The sequence below is a fragment of the Gammaproteobacteria bacterium genome, from assembly GCA_015709615.1.
GTDB lineage: Bacteria > Pseudomonadota > Gammaproteobacteria > Burkholderiales > Nitrosomonadaceae > Nitrosomonas.
Map to the genome: position 1 here is coordinate 202,003 of CP054179.1, position 20,534 is coordinate 222,536.

General features: G+C 50.0%; 21 protein-coding genes. 14 read left to right on the top strand and 7 right to left on the bottom strand.

The features are described from left to right. Window positions 1-4 precede the first annotated feature (4 nt). Window positions 5-730 carry a DUF4393 domain-containing protein gene (locus HRU77_01060; protein ID QOJ19405.1) on the bottom strand — a complete coding sequence of 242 codons (726 nt, stop codon included), beginning with the start codon at window positions 728-730 and terminating at the stop codon, window positions 5-7. 556 nt (window positions 731-1,286) lie between these two features. Here HRU77_01060 and HRU77_01065 point away from each other — a divergent pair. From HRU77_01065 to HRU77_01085, 5 genes are all read left to right on the top strand, one after another. Next, window positions 1,287-1,544 (top strand): hypothetical protein, encoded by a 258-nt coding sequence (locus HRU77_01065; protein ID QOJ19406.1) that lies wholly within the window; start codon window positions 1,287-1,289, stop codon window positions 1,542-1,544. Between the two features lie 165 nt (window positions 1,545-1,709). Beyond that, entirely contained in the window at window positions 1,710-2,156 is a 447-nt protein-coding gene (locus tag HRU77_01070) for a hypothetical protein (GenBank protein ID QOJ19407.1), read from the top strand. A gap of 155 nt (window positions 2,157-2,311) precedes the next feature. Then, window positions 2,312-2,539 (top strand): hypothetical protein, encoded by a 228-nt coding sequence (locus HRU77_01075; protein ID QOJ19408.1) that lies wholly within the window; start codon window positions 2,312-2,314, stop codon window positions 2,537-2,539. A gap of 151 nt (window positions 2,540-2,690) precedes the next feature. Next, complete coding sequence (locus tag HRU77_01080; GenBank protein QOJ19409.1) at window positions 2,691-2,885, top strand: hypothetical protein; 195 nt, start codon at window positions 2,691-2,693, stop codon at window positions 2,883-2,885. 459 nt (window positions 2,886-3,344) lie between these two features. Beyond that, window positions 3,345-3,932 carry a PEP-CTERM sorting domain-containing protein gene (locus tag HRU77_01085; GenBank protein ID QOJ19410.1) on the top strand — a complete coding sequence of 196 codons (588 nt, stop codon included), beginning with the start codon at window positions 3,345-3,347 and terminating at the stop codon, window positions 3,930-3,932. 93 nt (window positions 3,933-4,025) lie between these two features. On the opposite strand, the gene HRU77_01090 is transcribed toward HRU77_01085, so the two are convergent. Continuing rightward, complete coding sequence (locus tag HRU77_01090) at window positions 4,026-4,208, bottom strand: membrane lipoprotein lipid attachment site-containing protein (protein ID QOJ22018.1); 183 nt, start codon at window positions 4,206-4,208, stop codon at window positions 4,026-4,028. Between the two features lie 87 nt (window positions 4,209-4,295). Further along, window positions 4,296-6,116 (bottom strand): DNA helicase RecQ, encoded by a 1,821-nt coding sequence (gene recQ, locus HRU77_01095; protein ID QOJ22019.1) that lies wholly within the window; start codon window positions 6,114-6,116, stop codon window positions 4,296-4,298. Between the two features lie 279 nt (window positions 6,117-6,395). On the opposite strand from recQ, the gene glnA reads away from it, so the two are divergent. From glnA to HRU77_01110, 3 genes are all read left to right on the top strand, one after another. After that, window positions 6,396-7,805 carry a type I glutamate--ammonia ligase gene (gene glnA, locus HRU77_01100; protein ID QOJ19411.1) on the top strand — a complete coding sequence of 470 codons (1,410 nt, stop codon included), beginning with the start codon at window positions 6,396-6,398 and terminating at the stop codon, window positions 7,803-7,805. 187 nt (window positions 7,806-7,992) lie between these two features. Then, window positions 7,993-8,445 (top strand): DUF4124 domain-containing protein, encoded by a 453-nt coding sequence (locus HRU77_01105; GenBank protein QOJ19412.1) that lies wholly within the window; start codon window positions 7,993-7,995, stop codon window positions 8,443-8,445. 39 nt (window positions 8,446-8,484) lie between these two features. After that, window positions 8,485-8,952: a DUF4124 domain-containing protein gene (locus tag HRU77_01110; protein QOJ19413.1), complete on the top strand. Its 468-nt coding sequence runs from the start codon at window positions 8,485-8,487 to the stop codon at window positions 8,950-8,952. Here HRU77_01110 and xth read toward each other — a convergent pair. The 3 genes from xth to HRU77_01125 form a co-directional block, all read right to left on the bottom strand. Continuing rightward, complete coding sequence (gene xth / locus HRU77_01115; protein QOJ19414.1) at window positions 8,941-9,708, bottom strand: exodeoxyribonuclease III; 768 nt, start codon at window positions 9,706-9,708, stop codon at window positions 8,941-8,943. The genes HRU77_01110 and xth overlap by 12 nt on opposite strands. Before the next feature lie 69 nt (window positions 9,709-9,777). After that, on the bottom strand, window positions 9,778-11,469 hold the full coding sequence (locus HRU77_01120; GenBank protein QOJ19415.1) for a hypothetical protein: 1,692 nt from the start codon (window positions 11,467-11,469) through the stop codon (window positions 9,778-9,780). 56 nt (window positions 11,470-11,525) lie between these two features. Then, on the bottom strand, window positions 11,526-13,448 hold the full coding sequence (locus HRU77_01125) for an ATP-dependent DNA helicase (GenBank protein QOJ19416.1): 1,923 nt from the start codon (window positions 13,446-13,448) through the stop codon (window positions 11,526-11,528). 407 nt (window positions 13,449-13,855) lie between these two features. Here HRU77_01125 and HRU77_01130 point away from each other — a divergent pair, with 407 nt between their 5' ends. Further along, entirely contained in the window at window positions 13,856-14,494 is a 639-nt protein-coding gene (locus HRU77_01130) for an SLATT domain-containing protein (GenBank protein QOJ19417.1), read from the top strand. 13 nt (window positions 14,495-14,507) lie between these two features. On the opposite strand, the gene HRU77_01135 is transcribed toward HRU77_01130, so the two are convergent. Continuing rightward, window positions 14,508-16,379 (bottom strand): amino acid ABC transporter substrate-binding protein, encoded by a 1,872-nt coding sequence (locus tag HRU77_01135; GenBank protein QOJ19418.1) that lies wholly within the window; start codon window positions 16,377-16,379, stop codon window positions 14,508-14,510. 77 nt (window positions 16,380-16,456) lie between these two features. Between HRU77_01135 and HRU77_01140 the strand changes: the two genes are divergently transcribed. The 5 genes from HRU77_01140 (at window position 16,457) to HRU77_01160 (ending at window position 20,259) form a co-directional block, all read left to right on the top strand. Beyond that, the gene (locus HRU77_01140) at window positions 16,457-16,900 is read left to right on the top strand and encodes a hydrogenase maturation protease (GenBank protein QOJ19419.1); all 444 of its coding nucleotides are present in this window, start codon (window positions 16,457-16,459) and stop codon (window positions 16,898-16,900) included. 77 nt (window positions 16,901-16,977) lie between these two features. Next, a complete protein-coding gene (hypA, locus tag HRU77_01145) occupies window positions 16,978-17,319 on the top strand; it encodes a hydrogenase maturation nickel metallochaperone HypA (protein QOJ19420.1) in 342 nt (113 codons plus the stop codon). A gap of 12 nt (window positions 17,320-17,331) precedes the next feature. Next, complete coding sequence (gene hypB / locus HRU77_01150; GenBank protein QOJ19421.1) at window positions 17,332-18,255, top strand: hydrogenase nickel incorporation protein HypB; 924 nt, start codon at window positions 17,332-17,334, stop codon at window positions 18,253-18,255. After that, window positions 18,158-19,369 carry a carbamoyltransferase HypF gene (locus tag HRU77_01155; GenBank protein QOJ19422.1) on the top strand — a complete coding sequence of 404 codons (1,212 nt, stop codon included), beginning with the start codon at window positions 18,158-18,160 and terminating at the stop codon, window positions 19,367-19,369. The genes hypB and HRU77_01155 overlap by 98 nt, the downstream gene beginning before the upstream one ends. Window positions 19,370-19,404: 35 nt before the next feature. Beyond that, entirely contained in the window at window positions 19,405-20,259 is an 855-nt protein-coding gene (locus HRU77_01160) for an Hsp33 family molecular chaperone HslO (protein QOJ19423.1), read from the top strand. Window positions 20,260-20,534 lie beyond the last annotated feature (275 nt).

A 20,534-nucleotide genomic window follows, 5' to 3' on the forward strand; every position in this document is an offset into this window, starting at 1 on the left:
ATTTTTATTGTTGTGAATTTAATCCGAAATATTCTTTTGGTGACCCTGTGTATCCTTTGCAACGAATAAATAACTGAATCCCTAATGCCGTTGGGGCAATATTCGCTGTGCTTATTCCTACTGTGAAACCCGCCTGTATTACCTCTAATGATCTTAAATGGTCTAATTCCCTATCTATTTGATCGATGTCATTAATTTTAGTTATTTCAATTAACTCTTGTGGCGTTTTTATGACTTGCTCTTCACAAGCAATTAAACCCGGTGTAGTTATTGTTGGCATGTACTCTTCACACGCATGTTTGAGTATTAAGGCTTCACTGCTAGTCATTTGTTTTAAAATATTTATGAATATTAAATTACTGTCATCTTGTCCATTGTTAGAGCAAGATGAAATTAACAATCCCGCCCACATTTCCATTACTTGTTCATTATCATTCCATGATCCTTCATCAATTATGTGATGTAATAAACGTATATTTATTTTTTTTCCATTAATATCAATATCCTTAGATAACTCATCAGCTTTTTTCAATATTTTATCGACATTTCTAATTCGCCAAAGACTTGCATGTGCCTTCAATGCTTTGCCAATTTCCTCTGCAGCTGGAAAAGTAAGTTTTCCTATTAGCTTTCCAATTGACTGAGAAAAATTATTTATGCTGCTTGCATCATCATTAATTTTAGTTTCTTTTTTTTTGCTAGTTTTTTTCTTTACTTTTTCTTGTGGCATGGGCTCACCCCTTTTAATCTTCGTGATTTAAGTAGTTTTTTGCAGCGCAAAGAGAATATTTTAACCTTATGCTAGATAACCCATTATCTTTCCAAGGTAAATATTGTCTGAAGGATTACGTTTTTATAAAAATTAACACTAAGCACATTTTTTGTTAAGTCGTTAAATTTTGCGAATTACGACACAAAGGATACTACATGGCTGATTTTTCTAAACTGCGTAATTTTTACTGGTATATCCGATATACACGCAATGCTTCGGTGAAGCGTAAGTACTATCGATATGTTCTAAAGGAAAAAAGACGCCTGATCGTGTCAGGCGTTGATGCAGAATACTTGCGGTTATATTGTCGTGCGCTTAGCAATAGGCTGGATCGCCACGCTGAAATGAGATTGGAAAGCTACAGAAAAGCCAATTTTTTAACTTATTGATTATTCTATTCTTTATTTTTCTTATTTTACATAATACAAATTATACGCAATTGCTTTATACTTTTTGCGGAATAGTTTTGTGATTGAAGGCGGAATAGTTTTGTATAACTATGGGAGCTTTTAACATGGAAAATGAAAGAACGGTCACCTTGACATTGACCGAATCGCAGTACGGCAAGCTTTTTTCTGCTTACTTGTGTTTTGTGGATGATGTTCTTGAGTCTTCGAACTTATCTGATGAAGACAAACGCCTTGAAATCGAATCTCTTCAAGATGTTGGCTTGGTTCTGTGGTCTGCGGTACCGGCTTTTCTACCGGTACATGACTCGCTACGGCTACTTAATCAAATTGGTTGGGATTATCACCATGAATCAAAAGAATGAGATTCGATCCGGCCGCCCTGTTCTTGCTCGTAGCTTTGCTGTCAGTCATGGCTTACGGGTTGGCCAAGTCATTCACTACTGTAGAACCGAGAAGATTGCTGGCGCTCGTTTTGACCGGGAATTATGGCAATGGGTTGTGTATCCACCCTTTAAATTGTTGATTAGGTGAAGAAAAAATGCAGGAATCGGCGCAAACCCTTCAAACCCGTCAGTCATTCGAAGCTACGCGAAACCCGCATTTTGTCAGGGCTTAGCAAGGAGAAAGCAGCAGAAATGCTTCATGTCACATACCGCACAATGCACAACTGGGAATCCGGGCGGGTTCAAGTGCCCTATGCGGCTTTTAAGCTTCTGCACATTCTAACAGGTTACGAGCTTCCTAGTGACGCTTGGAGGGGCTGGAAGTTCTCGGGTGAAGTCTTGTGGTCACCCGAGGGCAAAAAATTCAATGCGGCCGATTTAAATTACCTTTCACTTACTTTCGCAATGGCCAAACAATGGCGGCTCGAACGGGAGGAAAAACGCAAATCCGGATTACCTCCAGAAAGATCGAATTTGCTGCCCTTTGTCCGGCTGAAAAATGGGAGGAAAAAAAATTCGTCCATCGGCTAGTAACACTATGCCGTTCAGTCTCATTTTGAGACTTATTGATACTACCCTGTTTTATGCATCATCAATGACTTAGATCATTTTCAGGGGGAAAATACTATTCCGCACCAAGTCAATGGGTTTGCGGGGTGTTTTTGAACATTAAAAAGGAGGGATTTTTGACACAATTTTTGAACATTTCTGACGTAGCGGATTTTCTTGAAGTCTCCGAACGCCGGGTGAGAACTTTACTTGCTCAAGGGCGCATAGCTGGCTTCAAGGATGATTCCAACATCTGGCGCATTACCTGTCCTTTGAACATCAAACCGGGCAAGCGTGGGCCGGATCTTCGAGGCTATGCCGTCAGGAAACTGCAACCGCGACAACTCAAGGTTGTCGAGAAGTAACTAGCCGCGTGCGTGACGACGAGGAACGAGGAAGAACGCCACCGGCTGGGGGTTTATTCCAATTCCGAATCGTGCGTGCACTGAAGGTTCAGAAATGAAGTAAAACAAAGACTAGCAGCCGATCTTGAAGGGAGGCTTCGAGGCTTGCGCTATGCGCAAACGTAGGAGTTCTCAAGTCGACGTCAGCGGGTATGTTCCCGGCGCGGCCGCTTTGCACAGCCGCTGGGGTTCCAACCCCGCCCCTTTGCTAAACCAAGCGCATAGCCGGGAGGCTACCGCAAGGCCGCATCGAGAGCGGGAGCGTTGGGACAACGAGAGAACAAAAAGGCAGTTTTGCAGGGAATAAAAATCTTTTTTGTACGTTTTGGGAGGTGATGATTTAAAGTGGAATAGTTTTGCTCTTTTCAGGAGTTAAAAATATTTTTGTTACTTTGCAAAAGTGCATTCTTTACGCTTCATCAATTCTGCTTCGATTTCTTGGGTTCAATGTTCAATCAACTTCTCTGTAAAAAATCCTGAAAGTTCTTGCAGACCAGGACATTATGCTTGTTCATTTTTTTCCATCAATTTAATCGGTTGCGGAATCTAAGCAGACTACACCCTTTCACGACATAAGGCATCCGGACTGCCGGCTCCCGGTTCATCTTACCCACAAACCGCCTAGTGCAACTTTAGTGCATTTATCTCATTCATTTCATGACATTTTTCTCTATTGAACCCGGAGCGATTGCTGCATGATACGCACCATGATTTAACGGTGACTTATTCAATACGCAGGTTAAGTTTCAAAAAACAAAGGAGCAAAATGATGCGAAATTCTTTACGATTAATGACGGTTTCTGTTGCGCTTTGGCTGAGTTCAAACACGGGTGTTGCCACTGCCGGCATTTTTGACGAGCATACGGTGAACTACCAGTATTATTTTCCAAACTTAAGCACACCGTATGCCTCGGCAGGCAATGGCAATTATCTTGTGGATTCGGGTGTGGAAATTTCAGATGTCGTTGACGGTTTGGGTACGATCGATTTCAGTGGCGACCAATTCACCGTTTCCTTTTCCCACAGTGGCAGCTTTTCGCCTACCGAGTTCAACGGTTTTGTCATCAGAGACTTAACCGCGAACATCAATCCGTTCACGGCATTTACTTTGATTTCGAATACCGGTGTGAGCAGCACACCGGTATTGAGTTTCGATTCGAATCATTTGTATGTGAACTGGGAAGGTCTCAATTACTCCCGCGGGGAGCTGGTGTTCGCGGTAGAATCCGTTATTCCAAATCCAATCGGCTCATTTTCCCATACCATCAGTCCCGTTCCGGAACCCGATACTTATGCGATATTGCTGGTCGGGTTGGGTTTAGTAGGGTATAGCGCACGCCGCAAGCAAATTTGATGTATTCGATGGATGATGTGCATCGGTTTACTTAGCCATAAAAAAACCGCCACTTCGGGCGGTTTTTTTATTCGATGCTTTGATACTTGAGGGTTAATGTCCAGGTTTGCTGGTACCACCATAAGGCCGTGGATCTTGTCCTTCTTTGAGGCATTCACCATTACCACCTACGCCAAACTTACAATCATCTGTGCTCGCATTGGGATCACCCATGTTGGCGTTTGAACAAGCGGCTAAGAAAACTAATAAAGTTGCAGCAAAAATTGATTTTTTCATCATTCTAATCGTTCCTTTCTTTAAAAAACCCAAATTTAATCAGGGATTCGAGTATATAACAGAACTTCAAATATTCAAACAAGTAGTTTACTGCCCTAGCCCGGACTCACAACCACGAAGAATTTCAATCAGATAGTTGCCGTATTTATCGAACTTACGCGCACCGATGCCGGTCACCTGGCGCAATTCATCTTCCGTTTTCGGACACTTGCGCGCCAGCTCGTGTAACGTAGCATCGTGAAAAATCACATACGCCGGAACACCGTGTTCTTTGGCCATTTTCGCCCGCCAGTCACGCAGTTGCTCCCAAAGATACCGCTCGGCTCCATTCAGTAGCGCAGCATCGGCGCTGAACTGCTTTCCGGATGTCTGCGTTTGTTTGTTCTGCCGCCGCAATTGTATCGTTTGCTGCCCTTTCAGCACGGCGCGACTGGCTTCAGTCAAATGTAACGCACCGTGACTTTCGCTATCCACTGTCAGCAAACCGAGCGCGATGATCTGGCGGAATATCGCGCGCCAAGTGCTCTCCGGCAAATCCTTACCGATGCCGAAAGTGCTGAGCCGATCATGATGCCATTCCTTGATCCGCTCCGTTTGATTACCGCGCAAAATATCGATCAAATGCCCCGCGCCGAAAGTCTGCCCGCTGCGATAAACGCAAGATAACGCCTTTTGCACTTCCACGGTCGCATCCCAGACTTGCGGCGGATTCAGACAGGCATCGCAATTTCCGCAAGCCGCAGTATCATCCACCGCTTCATCGAAATAACGCAACATGCTCAAGCGGCGACAAGTGGTCGTTTCGCACAGCGACAGCATGGCTTCCAATTTGCGCACAGCAACTTGTTTGAATTTGAACTGCGCTTCCGATTCCTCGATCATGCGCCGTTGTTGAATGACATCGCCGAGACCGTACACCATCCAGGCGTTGGCTGCCTGCCCATCGCGCCCGGCGCGACCGGTTTCCTGGTAGTAGCCTTCAATGCTGCGGGGCAAATCGAGATGCGCGACAAAACGCACGTCGGGCTTATCGATTCCCATACCGAAGGCGATGGTGGCGACCATGATGATGCCCTCCTCGCGCAAAAACCTTTCCTGATTCAGGCTGCGTTCCTGCATGCTCATACCGGCGTGATAGGCAACCGCGCGCAAACCCTGTGCAGTCAGCCACGCTGCCGTTTCCTCGACTTTTTTGCGCGACAGGCAATACACGATACCGGCATCGCCGGGGTGTTCCGTCCGCAGGAAAGTCAATAATTGCGCCCGGCTGTTGGTTTTATCGACGATCTGATAGCGGATATTCGGTCGGTCAAAACTGGACACGAATATCCTAGCTTCATCCAGTCCTAGTCGCTCAATGATTTCCTTGCGGGTATCCATATCCGCCGTAGCGGTGAGGGCAATGCGCGGCACTTGCGGGAAGCGCTCATGCAGCACCGATAATTGTATGTATTCCGGGCGGAAATCATGCCCCCACTGCGAAACGCAATGCGCTTCATCAATGGCAAACAAGGCAATGGAAATCCGTGAGATCAGATTTAAAAAGCGCGCCGTCAACAGCCGCTCCGGCGCGACATACAACAGATCATAGTCACCTGCCAGAAGCCTTTGCTCAACTTCCGCCGCTTCCTGCAACGATAATGAGGAATTTAGCACAGCTGCGCGCACACCTAATTCAAGCAGCGCCGCCACTTGATTCTGCATCAAAGCGATCAGCGGAGACACGACGATAGCGGTGCCGTCGCGTAATAAGGCCGGAATTTGATAGCACAACGACTTGCCGCCGCCTGTCGGCATCAGCACCAAACAATCGCCGCCGTTGGCAAGATGCTCGATCACTTCCGCTTGCTGCCCGCGAAATGCGGGATAACCGAAAACTTCCTTGAGTATAGTAAGTGCGCTGGGCATCCCCGGTGTAATTGCCGAATTTTCCATTTTTTTGAATTCCACGCGCTGTTTTCCCAAGTTTTGGAACAAGCGGAGCGGGTATATGTGCGAATCGTAAAGACTTAGCGCGCGATAGTACAGTAGAATGCACGCCCTGACACCGACAAACCGCCACTCGATTCATCCATTCGGCGGCAAGCGTTTGCATCGTTTCAAATCATTCGCGGTATTGTGCTGGTATAATTCTATCTAAATGCATCTTTATTTATATAATTTGTGACGCAAGTCTGGAGAGAAAAAATGGTGGTAGCCGATGTTTTGAAATTGATTCAAGACAATGAAGTTAGATTTGTTGATTTGCGTTTTACCGATACCAACGGAAAAGAACATCATGTCACCATTCCTGCGCAAAATTTTGATGCGGATAAATTTGAAGACGGCCACCCCTTTGACGGTTCATCGATAGGCGGCTGGAAAGGTATTCAGGCATCCGACATGCTGCTGATACCGGATCCCGATACCGCCAACATGGATCCTTTCATGGATGAACCGACACTGCTGCTTACTTGCGATGTAGTCGAACCCGCCGATGGCAAGGGTTATAGCCGTGATCCGCGCTCCTTGGCGAGACGCGGCGAAATTTACTTGAAATCCACTGGCATCGGTGATGTCGCCTACTTCGGCCCGGAACCCGAGTTCTTCATTTTTGATTCGGTACGCTGGCATACCGGTATGTCCGGTTGCTCGGTCAAAATTGAATCCGAGGAAGCCGCTTGGAGTTCGGCGATCAAGTATGAAAGTGGCAATATCGGCCACCGTCCGGCGATCAAAGGCGGTTACTTTCCCGTGCCGCCGGTCGATTCACTGCAGGACATCCGCTCGGCCATGTGCCTGACGCTGGAAGAAATGGGGATCGGTGTCGAAGTGCATCATCACGAAGTCGCCACAGCGGGCCAGTGCGAAATCGGCACGCGCTATAACAGTCTGGTTAAACGCGCGGACTGGAATCAGATTCTAAAATATGTCATTCACAATGTTGCGCATTCGTACGGTAAAACGGCAACCTTCATGCCCAAACCGATCGTCGGCGATGCCGGCTCCGGCATGCATGTGCATCAATCTATCTGGAAAGACGGTAAGAATTTATTTTCCGGCAACGGTTACGCGGGCTTATCCGAAATTGCGCTGTTTTACATCGGCGGTATTTTGAAACATGCCAAAGCGCTGAACGCCATCTGCAATCCCGGCACCAATTCGTACAAACGCCTGATCCCCGGATTCGAAGCGCCGGTCAATCTGGCTTATTCCGCCAGTAACCGTTCGGCCGCCATTCGCATTCCGCACACCAGTAGCCCGAAAGGACGGCGCATCGAAGTCCGCTTCCCCGATCCGATGGCGAATCCTTACCTGGCGTTTACCGCGTTGATGATGGCGGGACTTGACGGTATCCAGAACAAAATCCACCCCGGCGATCCGATGGATAAAAATCTGTACGATCTCCCGCCGGAAGAAGCGGCCAAAGTGCCGAACGCTTGCGCGTCATTGGACGAAGCTTTGGATTGTCTGGACAAAGACCGCGATTTCCTGATTCGCGGCGGTGTCTTCTCCAATGACATGATCGACGCGTACATTCAACTGAAAATGGATGAAGTCACTTTGCTGCGTACAACAACACATCCGGTTGAATTCGATATGTACTACAGCCTGTAAACATGGGGATTAAAGAATCAAAATATAACCCGGATGCAAGCAGTTGCAGAATCGCTATGCATGAAAAAACAAAATGACATTGCGTAATAAATAGGATTTATTTGCTCTTTTTTTGCTTTTCGTTGGAGAAATCATTGGTAAACTGAGCAGATTGCGGTAATTATTATCAACATTCTTCTAGCTAAATATGAAGACCAAAACATTATTTATCCTAGCAGTCCTTCTTTTGTTTGGTTCTATACCGCAAGCGATTGCTCAAACAAACATCTACAAACACGTCGATAAAGACGGCAATATCACGTTTACCAACCGCCGCATCCCGAATGCGGAAAAAATCTCGGTTGCTTCTTATTCGAGAAATTCCGAATCCAATTCGGTACGAATGCAATCCAGCGGAAATGCGCCGCGCGTAAAAGACACGACGCAAAAAGAGCGCGATACGGTACGCCGTCAAATCTTGCAGAAAGAATTGGTGACAGAAGAAAAGCACTTCACCGAAACCCAAACGCATCTGGATCAATTCAGCAACAGCGCTGAAGAAGCAAGCAGTTTCCAGGAAAAAATCGTACAACTTAAAAACAAGCTGTTTCTGCACCAAAGAAATATCACGGCATTGAAAAAAGAACTTGCCAGACTATAGCTGTTCTAAAAATCACGAATAGCTTATGAGGTTTGATTGATGAAAAGAAATACCGGTTTATTTGCCGCCCTGCTTTTTCTTTCCTGTTCGACTCAAGCCGGAGTTTACAAGCATGTCGATGAACACGGCAATGTCACTTACTCCAATGTGCCTTCCAGCAACGCAAAAAAAATTGCTCTACCTCCGCTGGTTGTGGTGCCATCGGTTGATTCCGGCGATGTGGAGGAAAGAATCGCAAAACGCAGGGAAGCGATGAAAATCGGAGAACAGCGCGAACAAATTCAAAGCAAAATAACCGAAGAAGAAAAACGCCTCAATGAAGTCAAAAGCGAATACAAAGACGGCAACCCCGATCGTCTGGGCAGTGAGCGTAATTACCAGCGTTACCTGAATCGCGTCGAGCGGATGCGCGAAGAAATCGATGCCCGGGAAAAAAATCTGAACGGATTGCGAAAAGAACTTCAGGAATTATCCGGCAGCAGTAATAATCCCAATTCACAACGATAACTCGGCCATTACCGGCGCATGATCGGATGGCCGTTCCAGTTTGCGTGCCGCTTTATCAATGGCACAAGTCACACAGGCTCCGGCCAGTTCATTACTCAGCAAGATGTGATCGATGCGTAATCCCCGGTTCAAGCGGAAAGCCATCATGCGGTAATCCCACCAGGTATAAGATTTCTCTGCTTGCTCGAACAAGCGAAAACTATCCGCCAATCCCAATCTCAGCAAATCGTTGAAAGCAGCGCGTTCCGGCTGGCTGCACAATACTTTTCCTTGCCACAGCTGCGGATCATACACATCACGATCCTCCGGTGCGATATTGAAATCGCCTAATATCGCCAATTTTTTATAATCTTTAAGTTCCTGCTGCAACCACTCGGTCAATGCCGGCAGCCACCGTAATTTATAACCGTATTTCTCCGATTCAACGGCATCGCCGTTCGGCACATACACGGAAATGACGCGCACATCACCATACGTTGCCGCAATCACTCTTTTTTGCTCATCGGCAAACTTCGGTATCTCGGCAATCACTTCATTACCTTTTTGTTTGCTGAGTATCGCCACGCCATTGTAAGTTTTTTGCCCGGTAAATACCGATTGGTAGCCAACCGCAGCGATTTCGCCAACCGGAAAATTTTCATCGGTCAGTTTGGTTTCCTGCAAACACAGCATGTCCGGTTGATTCGCCTGCAACCAGTCGATTACTTGCGGCAACCGCACTTTGAGCGAGTTTACATTCCAGGTGGCTATCTTCATTCTGTTTTCATTACCTCAAAAATACCGGATCATGGAAAAATACCGTACGCCCGGAATTTATCATACCGCTCAATCTTTGGCGTTATGCACAACCAATTGATTGAATGGAATGACCCACTGCTGTTGATTGCATACGTCCACGGCGTAACGTTGCAGTGCGCGCTTAATGGCGAAAAACTCTCCGGCGACCGTGCCATCGAACGATGCGATAATTTTATAATCCAGCGACGACATATTGGCTTGGGCAAAATGCACCGCCAAATCTATTAATGACGGACCATAGGTTTCCAGCAGCAAACCGCGGCGGATACCGGCGCATAATATTTCTGGAATGACCGTGGTGCACTGCGCCTGGTGTTGGTAATCAATGCCGAAATCGCTGACAACCGTAAACCCGAGCGAGAAATTTTTCGGCTTGGCCGCAAGGAAATCGGGAATGCTATACGTAATGGGCATCCACCCGTTCGTTTGCGATAATAAAATATTTTCCAAGGTAATGCAGTTAACCATGGCAAAAGTATTATCCGACAGCATAACGTAATCACCCACTTGGCACGGAAACCAAGGCTCGTTCACCGCATACGGCCGGGAAACGTAGTTAGCCAATTCCGCCAGCGTCAAGCGCAATTCCAGTCCGGGAAGCACCGGATTGGTCAGTTTAGTGTAGTAATTCAGACTCTCCACTTTCATCGGAATACCATTATAGATAATGCATTCGCCTTCCCGGACCGATCCGGTATTGAGCAATATCCGCAGCTCGTTGATATAGCTGGGAATAGAGCTTTTCAATATCCAGACAATACTGATCAGCAGCAGTACCGAAATCCCGATCAATACCTGATCGCTGCGCGCACTGAGCACGTAAAAAACCGCCGTGATCGATAGCGCAGCCATCAGGAAGTGATAACACAAAGTGATAATGCGCTGATAGTAAGTGCTTCTTTCCTCTTCCTTGCGATTGGCAAGCCAGCGCAAAAACTTTAACAACAACAGCATCGAGAAATAAACGGCAATGAAGGCGCTCAGCGCCATCAGCAAAGTTGCACCGCGCCCGGCGGCAAATTGCTGAATATGCTCACCGAGGGACACTTCCTTAGCGGATTGCGATTTGATCATTTCATCGAGCTGCAATTGCGCCACTTCCAGCAAATGCTGATTCTCCTCCAATTGGCTTTGCCACTTGCCGACGATCCGCTCAAATTCCATCAGCGCTTCTTTCTCAAATCCTGCTTTGTTGATTCCGGCAATATGCTTCAATACTTCCTGAATAGTGCGAATTTGCGATTTATAGAAATCGATTTTTTTCTGCAAACTGTCCGTTTTGCGTTTGTATTCCGTGAGCTGGCGCAACTCGCTCATGATCGGTTGCACGATCTCCAGCAAATCCTTTTTCCAATCAAACTCGCGCTTTTCCAGCGCCTCCTCCCGGCTTAACTCCAATCCGGCCGTCAGTATCATTTCAAACGACGATTCCTGCTCCGCGATGGTGTCGCTTAATTCATTCAGTTCGGTTTGGATGCGTTTTTTTTCCTGCTCCGTCTTGGCTTTCATCAGTACATGCGATTTCGCTTCCGCTTCCATTTTTTGCAGTTTGATGTTCCGGATAATGTCATTCAGCTTGGCAACAGCCAGTTCTTTTTGCAATTCCTTTTCATCGGCGATCAAAGGGATATCAATCTTAGCGACGGCAGTACCCGCAGCCAGCAACAGCGCGCCGGAGAAAAGGAAAACAAGCAAATTGGAAATAAAATTAATTCTCATAGTTCAGCAAATGGATATTGATTCTGATCATCAAAGCGGCGTCTATTCTGCAGACATCAAGCGGTGAAAAAACGTTCGACTTCCGCCAGATCGCGCGTGCGCTTCATCGGTGGCAAGCTTTGCCAGATCTGTTTACCGTAGGTTTTCGTCGTCAGGCGCGGATCGCAAATCATCAATACGCCGCGATCCGCTTCATCGCGGATCAACCGGCCCGCACCCTGCTTCAGATTGATGACGGCGCGCGGCAATTGATATTCCATGAATGCATTGCGCCCTTCTTGGTTCATCTTGTCGATACGCGCGGACAACACCGGATCGTCCGGCGGCGCAAACGGCAGTTTGTCGATGATTACCAGCGACAGCGCTTCACCACGCACGTCGACACCTTCCCAGAAAGACTGGCTGCCGATGAGCACGGCGTTGTTCAATGCGCGGAAACGCTCCAACATGCTGGAACGCGCCCCCTGCCCTTGCAACAACAATGGAAAATCGAAATCACCGGCAGCCTGTAATAATTCATACACACGCTGCATCGCGCGCAAGCTGGTACAGAGAAAAAAAGCCCGTCCGCGGCTTGCGCGCAGCACCGGCAATGCCGCTTGCACCACCTGATCGGTATAACTTCTGTGATTAGGTTCTGGCAAACCAACCGGTACATACAACAATGCCTGTTGCGCGAAATCGAATGGACTTTCCCAGCATGCCGTTTGCGCTGCGGTCAGTCCCATTTCGTCCGTGTAGTGGCTGAAATCCTTTTTGACCGACAACGTCGCCGAAGTAAAAATCCACGCGCGTGGCGACGACACCATCTGCCGCTGGAAAATCTCCGCAATTGACAACGGTGTTGCATTGAGCTGCAAGGCGTGATGATACACTTCCACCCAGCGCACATGATCCTGCATTTCCGTTTCATCACGCCAGCGTTTTAGCAAATACAGGTGCTCAGCCGCGCGCTGACGGCAATTTTCCAAACCTTCGGAACGCTCCGCCTGACTTTCCAGCAATTTCGCCAACACAATCAGTTTTTCCAGCAAATCGTCCAATGCGGAACTAAAACCGCTATTTTGCTTGATCGCCGCCAGCGACAATCGCGTGTTGTCTTCCGTAATCGTCAAGCGCAAATCACGCGCGGCTTTTTCCATCGCCGCGATCGCCTCGGGGAGCGCGGCAAAATCACCGGCTGCCTGTATCGCTTCTACTTTGGCATCGCGCGCCAGATCGAGCAACTGCCCGGTGCTGACCGATTCACCGAAAAACAGACTGGCGGTTTCCGGCAATTGGTGCGCTTCGTCAAAAATAACGGTATTGCACGCTGGCAGCAATTCGGACAATCCCTCGTCGCGCAGCATCACATCGGCGAAAAACAAATGATGATTCACCACCACCACGTCCGCCGCCAAAGCCTGCTTGCGTGCTTCCATGACAAAACATTGCTTGTAATTGGGGCACTCGGAACCCAGGCAACTATCGCGCGTCGACGTGACGTTTTGCCAGACCGCGGCATTCTCGGGCACTTCGCTCAAACCGCTTTTATCGCCGCTTTGGCTGCGCTGGGCGTAGCGTTCGATCAACTGCAAATAATGGATCTCATCCCGATTGATGAAACTGAGATGAGTATCCTGCAAGCTCCTTTCCAGATGATAGTGGCAAATATAATTGGCGCGCCCTTTCAGCAATGCCACGGTGACCGGAATCTTCAGCGCCGCGCGCACGGTCGGAATATCGCGGTTGAACAACTGATCCTGCAAGGTTTTGGTGCCGGTCGAAATGATCACCTTGCCGCCCGCCAGCAATGCAGGCGCCAGATAAGCGAACGTCTTGCCCGTGCCGGTGCCCGCTTCAGCCACCAGAACCCCATGCTGCTCGATCGTGTCCGCAATCGCCCGCGCCATTTCCACTTGCTGCGCGCGCGTGCGGAATCCTGCAATATGCTGGGAAAGCGCACCACCCGGTGCAAAAATGGAATCGATATCGAACATAGAATCAGGAAAGCGGACAATCAGAACCAGGCCATGCCTCAATGCTGCCGGAACCGCTCATGCTGGGAATGAATCGGGATAAAACCCGTGCATTATACTGCCGCGCGCAAAGATATTTGAAGATTATCGTTAGCTTCAAACCGCCACATCGTATGCGCTCTTGGATTTCGGAACCATCAACCACTAATTTCCGGTGTACGATTCTCATCGCAGCGATCTTGATTTATAGTGAACGCAAAGTTGCTCGCCCTCGAGCTTATGAGACTTGGCGGCGTATCGATAAAATTGCCGCAGCATTAGATAAATGCATGAACACAACTTGATCGAAGAAAAATACCGCCGCTTCGGCGTGACAACGTTCACGGCACCGGAACACTAATTAATCGAGCAACTTAAGGAGACTCCGCATGACTGAAAACACACATGATCCATCGATGAATGCCGAACGCCGCGATGTACAGCCGGAGGCGAGCAATGTGCTCGATTGGAGTGCGGAGCACCGGCGCGAGTCGATTCATACGGTGTATCAGCGCGCCGAGAAGCATGCATTGGACGCGATCGACTGGTATTTACATTCCAAGCGCCAAAAGAAATTCTGGGCGCAGGGACTTAGGCTTGGCACGATCGGTTTGACGGCGCTAGCCGGTCTTTTACCGATTATCAGCGAGATATTTCAATCCACGCTGTCACCGGCTTGGGCTTCGGTTGCTTTGGGCTCGGCTGGCGTGGTGTTGGCCGTCGATAAGTTTTGCGGTTATTCGACTGCATGGATGCGCTTCATCGCCGCCGAACACCAGATCAGGCAGTGTTTACACGAATTCCAAATGGATTATGAGCTGGAACAAGCCGGATGGGATAACGCACAACCGAGTGTAGAACAGACACAAGTCGTTCTGAATCGCTGCAAGGCTTTTTTGTATCAAGTGGACGCCATCATCCGGCAAGAAACCGATCAATGGCTGGCTGAGTTTCAGGATGCGCTGAAACAGATCGACAATGGCGCGAAAACCAGAGCTGCTGCGCAGGACGGCAACAAATCGCCATGATACCTGCCGTAGATTAAACGGATTTACCCGGCAGCAGCCGCCTTGCCCACGCCAACAGCAAATCGGTCATGGTGTGCGGCCCCAGCAATCCGCCCAGCAAACCGGTGAGCATCGCATTGACCACCGGTTCGCTGCCGAATGACGGGATCGGCAGCCAACCGGAAACTTGCTGCCCATAGAAAGAACAAAACGTCAGCAGCAAACCGGCCGCGACACCCGCCGGGAGGCGAATGAGCCAGGTCCAGATTGTCGCGGTAGCGCGGCTGACCGCGAGCAATGCGCCAACCAGAGCGGCACAAGCAGAAATCAGGTAGGTATTGGATAAATCGACATGAGTTTCGCTGAGAGCCGGATAATACGGCACATCGAGCATTTTGAAGTGATACAGGCCGCGCTCGAACAAGTGGAATCGCTCAACCGCCTTACCGGCGGAGAATTTCACAGTCCGGTCTTCGATCAAGTGTTCGTGATTGCTCAACGGCTCGACCCGGTACACACCCAATTTGCCCGATTCCACGCCGTGCGCATTCAGTTGCACTTCGACCGGGGCTTCGAGCCATGGACTATACGGAGCGACCGCAATATGTATCCACGGATGCGAATTGAGCGGGTCTTCGCGGGTAACGCCGCGGGTGATGCGGTAAATCGGCGCGGTCGGGATCTGATTCAGATCGCCCTGACTGAAGCTAATGCTGCGCCACGGCTCCAACGAATCGAACATTTCGCTTTCAAGCACACGCAATAACTTTTGCCGCAACGCGTGCGGTTGCGGCAGTTCGTCATGGCCGTTGAGCGTCAGGCGCAATGCGCTGTGCAATACCAGCGCCGCCTCGTAGGCTGTCATCATGAAATCGGCGCGGTCTTTTTTGGCGCGCTCTTCGAATTCACCCAGCAGCTTGCGCCAATTATGTTCCAGTTCGGCGGTCGAGGCGCGTTGATAATCCAATACCGGATCGCCGATCGTCAGCGATCCGACCGGCGCTTCATCGAACAACCGCTTACCTGAGCCGACGAAGAAATAGTCGAATTTCAGATCGCTGACCGCTAGACGCAATCCATTGACCAACGCTAACGAACCGGCGATTTCGCCCAGCAAAACGATATTGTTGATATTGGCGTCGTCAAGCAGTTTGATGAATTCCGCGGTAAAGCACTGGCCGCTGCGCAAAGCTTCAAAATCGCCGGCATACGGATTGCCTTGTGGATTGACACAGTCTCTCCGCCGCGTTTCAAGCCAGGACAGCGCGATGACATTGGGCGTATAAAACCGGTCTTTGAGCGAATTTTTCAACCCTTCGCCATAAGGATTATCCTCGTACAGAAACAAAAACTGCTGCTCACCGGCTTTGCCTTTTTCCTGCTTGATAAACGTCGCATACTGCCCCATGCGGTCGGCGTCATCGAAAATCAGGCGGAAAAAATTCTTGTCGCGGCCCTCGGAGCGCGTCAGTTCAGGCGCGGTCGACATGGCTGAAATCACCGGTAGCTCGATTTGTTCGTTGCGCAGCCGTTGCAAGGTTTCCTTGGTCGAACCGCTGTTGACCGGCCCCAAGATCGCCACGGCATGATCTTCGTGCACCAGTTTCGCCGCACCTTCGGCAGCCATTTCCGGTTTGCCGTTATCGTTCCACGGAATCAACTTGAGTTTTATCTGCAAATTGCCTACTTGCAGCGGCCCGAGATGCTCAAACGCTAGCCGGATGCTTTCTTCGTGCGATTCACCGGCGAGAACCAGGCTGCTGCCGTCTTTCGGCGAAATCACGCCGATCGCGATGGTGTTCTGATCCATCGCTTTTGCCTGCATGACCCACATTGCCAGCAACACGCCGCCAAGAATCATCAGCCACTGCATGACCTGTGCTTTCCTCTCGACTGCACGCTTCATCGATACTCTCCCGATTGTCATTTTTTTTACGCCCATGCTAATTTATTCCCCTGTGAGATCACTTTGCAAGGCACAGTATGAATAAATTGCTGTTATTCGGCTACGGCAACCCCGGACGCGGGGACGACGGCTTGGGTCCCATGCTGGCGGAGCGCGTCAGTCAACTTCAGTTAGCAGGCGTCACTTGCCTCGTTGACATGCAGCTGTTGATTGAGCATGCTACCGATTTAACAGATTTTGATCAGGTTATTTTCGCCGACGCGGATATGTCGTGCCGGGAGCCTTTCGAATTCTCTGTCGTGAACGCGGAACAAGACGATAGTTATACCAGTCATGCCTTAACGCCAGCGGCATTGCTGCACGTCTATAGGCACATCCGGCAAAACGCGGCGCCACCAGCTTTTTTACTGCGTATCCGCGGTTATCGCTTTGAACTGGGCGATACTTTAAGCGCACAAGCGAACAACAATCTGGCGGCGGCAATCCGCAAAATTCAGCAATGGCATGCACAGCATGCATGAGAAACTTGCCTTGAATTTGAAGCTTTTTAGTTATAGTGGCGTTTAATTTTTTCTAACTCCATCACATCCAGCCATCGATGCACGAACTATCGCTCGCCGAAAATATCTTGCAACAGATCGAGGACGCCGCGATTGCACAGCGATTTAGCCGGGCCAAAACGGTTTGGCTGGAAATCGGTGAGTTGGCTTGTGTCGAACAGGAAGCACTGCGCTTCTTTTTCACTGTGGTAACTGAAGACAGCATCGCCCGGCAGGCCAAGCTGGAAATTATCGGCATCGCAGGACGGGCGGTTTGTGATGATTGTCATCGCGCGATTTTGATTGCTGCGCTCCATCAAGCGTGCCCGCATTGCGGCAGTTATGCGATGCAAATCACGCAGGGCGATGAAATGCGCATTCGAGAACTGGAAGTGGAATAAAAGGAAGTCATTATGTGTACGACTTGTGGTTGCGGTGTTGGACAAACCCGCATCAATGGCAAAATGGTGCAATCACGGCAGCGCGCGGATGCGCAATTGCGTTTCCGCCCGTTGCAATCTGATCATACGCATCCGCACGAGCATGATTATGCGCCATCCCCGGTTGCACCGCAGATACCAAACACTATCGATTTCGGAGCAGGCATTGCTGGCACACATGCACCCGGTATGAGCCAGACGCGGATGGTGAAAATCGAGCGCGATATTCTGGCGAAAAATAACCAGTACGCGGACGAGAATCGCCGGTACTTAGCCGAGCGCGGCATCTTCGCACTCAATCTGGTTTCCAGTCCGGGTTCCGGCAAAACCACCTTGCTGGTAAAAACCATCGAAATGCTGCGAGACCGCTTCCCGGTCGCCGTAATTGAGGGCGATCAGCAAACCGACCACGATGCCGCGCGCATCCGCGCAACTGGTGTTCCTGCGCTACAAATCAACACCGGCAAGGGATGCCATCTGGATGCGCATATGATCGGCCAGGCGCTGCAGCAATTGCTGCTGCAACAAAACAGCCTGCTGTTCATCGAAAATGTCGGCAATCTGGTGTGTCCTTCCGGTTTCGATCTGGGTGAGGCGCATAAAGTGGTGATTCTGTCGGTTACCGAAGGCGAAGATAAACCGTTGAAGTACCCCGATATGTTCCACGCCGCCGATTTGATGTTGCTGAACAAATGCGACCTGCTGCCTTATCTGACTTTCGACGTTAACCAAGCGATTGCCTATGCGCAGCGCATTCATCCCGGATTGCCCGTGATACAGATTTCCACCACGAAAAGCGATGGCATACCGGAATGGATCGATTGGATCATGGCCGGTTGCCATCGCGCCGCTACAACCTCTCACGCAGCGCAACCGCTCGATTCCCGGCTTGGCTAATCCGCTTGATACACAGATTTCCCTGGCCACCGGCGGCCCTTCCGTTTTAGCCTGCGGCGCCTGGTTAAAAAATACCGTCTGCCTGACGCAAGGGAGCCACGCGTATATTTCTCCGCTCATCGGCGATTTGGCGACGGCGGATGCGCGTAATCAGTTCGATGAAACCGTGCAGCGCATGTGCCGGGATTATTCCATTCAACCCGCCATCGTTACGCATGATTTGCACCCGGATTTTTATAGCACGCAATTTGCGCAAACCTATGCCGAGCGGCTGCAAATTCCGTTGCTTGCAGTGCAGCATCACCACGCCCATATCGCCGCCGTCTGCACTGAACATCAACTGACCGGACCGGTATTAGGCTTGGCGCTGGATGGCGTTGGTTTGGGAACGGATAACACACCGTGGGGCGGTGAATTGCTGTTGGTCGATGGTGCCCGGTTTGAACGACTTGGTCATTTGACACCGCTGGCTTTACCCGGCGGCGACCGCGCCGCGCAGGAACCCTGGCGCATGGCAGCCGCCGCGCTCGCCCGGCTCGACCGCGGCACTGAAATTACCCGGCGTTTCCCGGATCAACCGGCAGCCGCGACGGTAGCTGCGATGCTGACAAGCAACGTGAATTGTCCGCACACTTCCAGCATGGGACGCTTATTCGACGCCGCCGCCGGTTTGCTTGGAATCTGCGCAGTGCAATCGCACGAAGCGCAAGCCGCGATTCAGTTGCAACAACTGGCCGAGCATTACGGCGAAACCGAAGCAATGGCGGATGGCTACCGCATTGATGCGAATAACAATCTCGATTTCTCCCTGTTATTGGCAGCGATGGCCGATTATCACGATGCCGCTTACCCTACCAATTTAGCCGCCGCGCTTTTCCACGCGACGCTGATTGCCGGATTAGCGGCGTGGGTGGAACAAGCTGGCAAGCAGCACGGCATTTCACGATTAGCGCTGGGTGGCGGGTGTTTTCACAACGCCGTATTGCGGAACGGCTTAGTCCGCCGGTTGGCTTTCACATCTTTTAATGTATTCAGCGGGCAACAGGTATTACCGGACGACAGTGCGATTGCGTTAGGTCAGGCATGGGTAGCGCTGCAACACATGCAGGTATAATGGCGTTTTCTTGTAAAACTGCTTAGGAATTTGCCATGAGTAATTACGTACAGCGCTTTCTTCTGGAAAATCTGGACATCCGCGGCGCCGTGGTGCATCTGGATTCCGTTTGGCAAGCGATGCTGGCCGGACGCCATTACCCGCAAGCCGTGACCCGGCTATTGGGAGAGATGAGCGCAATCACCCTGTTGCTGGGTGAAAACCTGAAGCAAACCGGCCGGTTGACGATTCAACTGAACGGCAACGGCCCGGTTTCGATGCTGGTCATGGACTGTACCGACACCCTGCATCTCCGCGGCATGGCCAAATGCGAGCAAAATATCACCGCGCAAACTGTGCCCGATCTGCTCGGGAACGGCCGGCTGGTGCTCACATTGGATATGCTGTCGATGCGTGAGTGTTACCAAAGCATCGTGCCGCTCGATGGCGATAACATTGCTGAAATCTTCGAACATTATTTCCGGCAATCGGAACAATTGCCTTCTCGGTTGTTCCTGATCACCACGGATAACACCATTTTCGGTTTGCTGCTGCAAAAATTGCCCGCCGCCGATCAAAAGGATCCCGACGGCTGGCCGCGCGCCGAAGCGCTGGCGGCAACGGTTCACGATCATGCATTATTCGATTTGACCGCGGAAGAAATTCTGACCCGGCTGTTTTATCAGGAAACCATCCGCATCTTCGATGCGCAAACCATTCAATACGGTTGCCATGAGGATCCCGCCAAAATCTACGCCATGCTGCGTTCACTCGGCCGGGAAGAAGTCGATTCGATTCTGCAAGAATTCGGCGAAGTCGTCGTGCACGATGACATTTGCAATCGCGAATACCGGCTGGATGCCTTGGCGGTCGACGCCATATTCCGCGAAGCGGGGCCGACAGTTCATTGAGTCATTTCAGCCATAAAGAAGCGCCGCGTACATTTCAAACACCCCCCAAAACATAACGAAGCGCTGATTAATTGACTGCACGAGCGAATCGCTTCGTTGCGCGGCACTCACCCCTCGCCTATCTGATTGATATGTCTCGGTTGTTGCGCTCCGTGTGCCTCGCCCTTCATCACGTTCGTCGAATTAATCAGCGCTTCCCTAATCGATATACCATTCCATTTACACCGCTCAAGCCTGTGATTATTATCACAGACAGGGGATTACCCACTTGTCAT

Excerpts from the sequence above, each read along its gene's own strand:
- HRU77_01160 (QOJ19423.1), top strand. The coding sequence starts at position 19,405 with ATGAGTAATTACGTACAGCGCTTTCTTCTGGAAAATCTGGACATCCGC.
- HRU77_01110 (QOJ19413.1), top strand. The coding sequence starts at position 8,485 with ATGAAAAGAAATACCGGTTTATTTGCCGCCCTGCTTTTTCTTTCCTGT.
- HRU77_01140 (QOJ19419.1), top strand. The coding sequence starts at position 16,457 with ATGAATAAATTGCTGTTATTCGGCTACGGCAACCCCGGACGCGGGGAC.
- hypB (QOJ19421.1), top strand. The coding sequence starts at position 17,332 with ATGTGTACGACTTGTGGTTGCGGTGTTGGACAAACCCGCATCAATGGC.
- HRU77_01080 (QOJ19409.1), top strand. The coding sequence starts at position 2,691 with ATGCGCAAACGTAGGAGTTCTCAAGTCGACGTCAGCGGGTATGTTCCC.
- HRU77_01130 (QOJ19417.1), top strand. The coding sequence starts at position 13,856 with ATGACTGAAAACACACATGATCCATCGATGAATGCCGAACGCCGCGAT.
- xth (QOJ19414.1), bottom strand. The coding sequence starts at position 9,708 with ATGAAGATAGCCACCTGGAATGTAAACTCGCTCAAAGTGCGGTTGCCG.
- recQ (QOJ22019.1), bottom strand. The coding sequence starts at position 6,116 with ATGCCCAGCGCACTTACTATACTCAAGGAAGTTTTCGGTTATCCCGCA.
- HRU77_01120 (QOJ19415.1), bottom strand. The coding sequence starts at position 11,469 with ATGAGAATTAATTTTATTTCCAATTTGCTTGTTTTCCTTTTCTCCGGC.
- HRU77_01090 (QOJ22018.1), bottom strand. The coding sequence starts at position 4,208 with ATGAAAAAATCAATTTTTGCTGCAACTTTATTAGTTTTCTTAGCCGCT.
- HRU77_01135 (QOJ19418.1), bottom strand. The coding sequence starts at position 16,379 with ATGAAGCGTGCAGTCGAGAGGAAAGCACAGGTCATGCAGTGGCTGATG.
- HRU77_01105 (QOJ19412.1), top strand. The coding sequence starts at position 7,993 with ATGAAGACCAAAACATTATTTATCCTAGCAGTCCTTCTTTTGTTTGGT.
- HRU77_01125 (QOJ19416.1), bottom strand. The coding sequence starts at position 13,448 with ATGTTCGATATCGATTCCATTTTTGCACCGGGTGGTGCGCTTTCCCAG.
- HRU77_01085 (QOJ19410.1), top strand. The coding sequence starts at position 3,345 with ATGATGCGAAATTCTTTACGATTAATGACGGTTTCTGTTGCGCTTTGG.
- HRU77_01155 (QOJ19422.1), top strand. The coding sequence starts at position 18,158 with ATGGCATACCGGAATGGATCGATTGGATCATGGCCGGTTGCCATCGCG.
- glnA (QOJ19411.1), top strand. The coding sequence starts at position 6,396 with ATGGTGGTAGCCGATGTTTTGAAATTGATTCAAGACAATGAAGTTAGA.
- HRU77_01060 (QOJ19405.1), bottom strand. The coding sequence starts at position 730 with ATGCCACAAGAAAAAGTAAAGAAAAAAACTAGCAAAAAAAAAGAAACT.
- hypA (QOJ19420.1), top strand. The coding sequence starts at position 16,978 with ATGCACGAACTATCGCTCGCCGAAAATATCTTGCAACAGATCGAGGAC.
- HRU77_01065 (QOJ19406.1), top strand. The coding sequence starts at position 1,287 with ATGGAAAATGAAAGAACGGTCACCTTGACATTGACCGAATCGCAGTAC.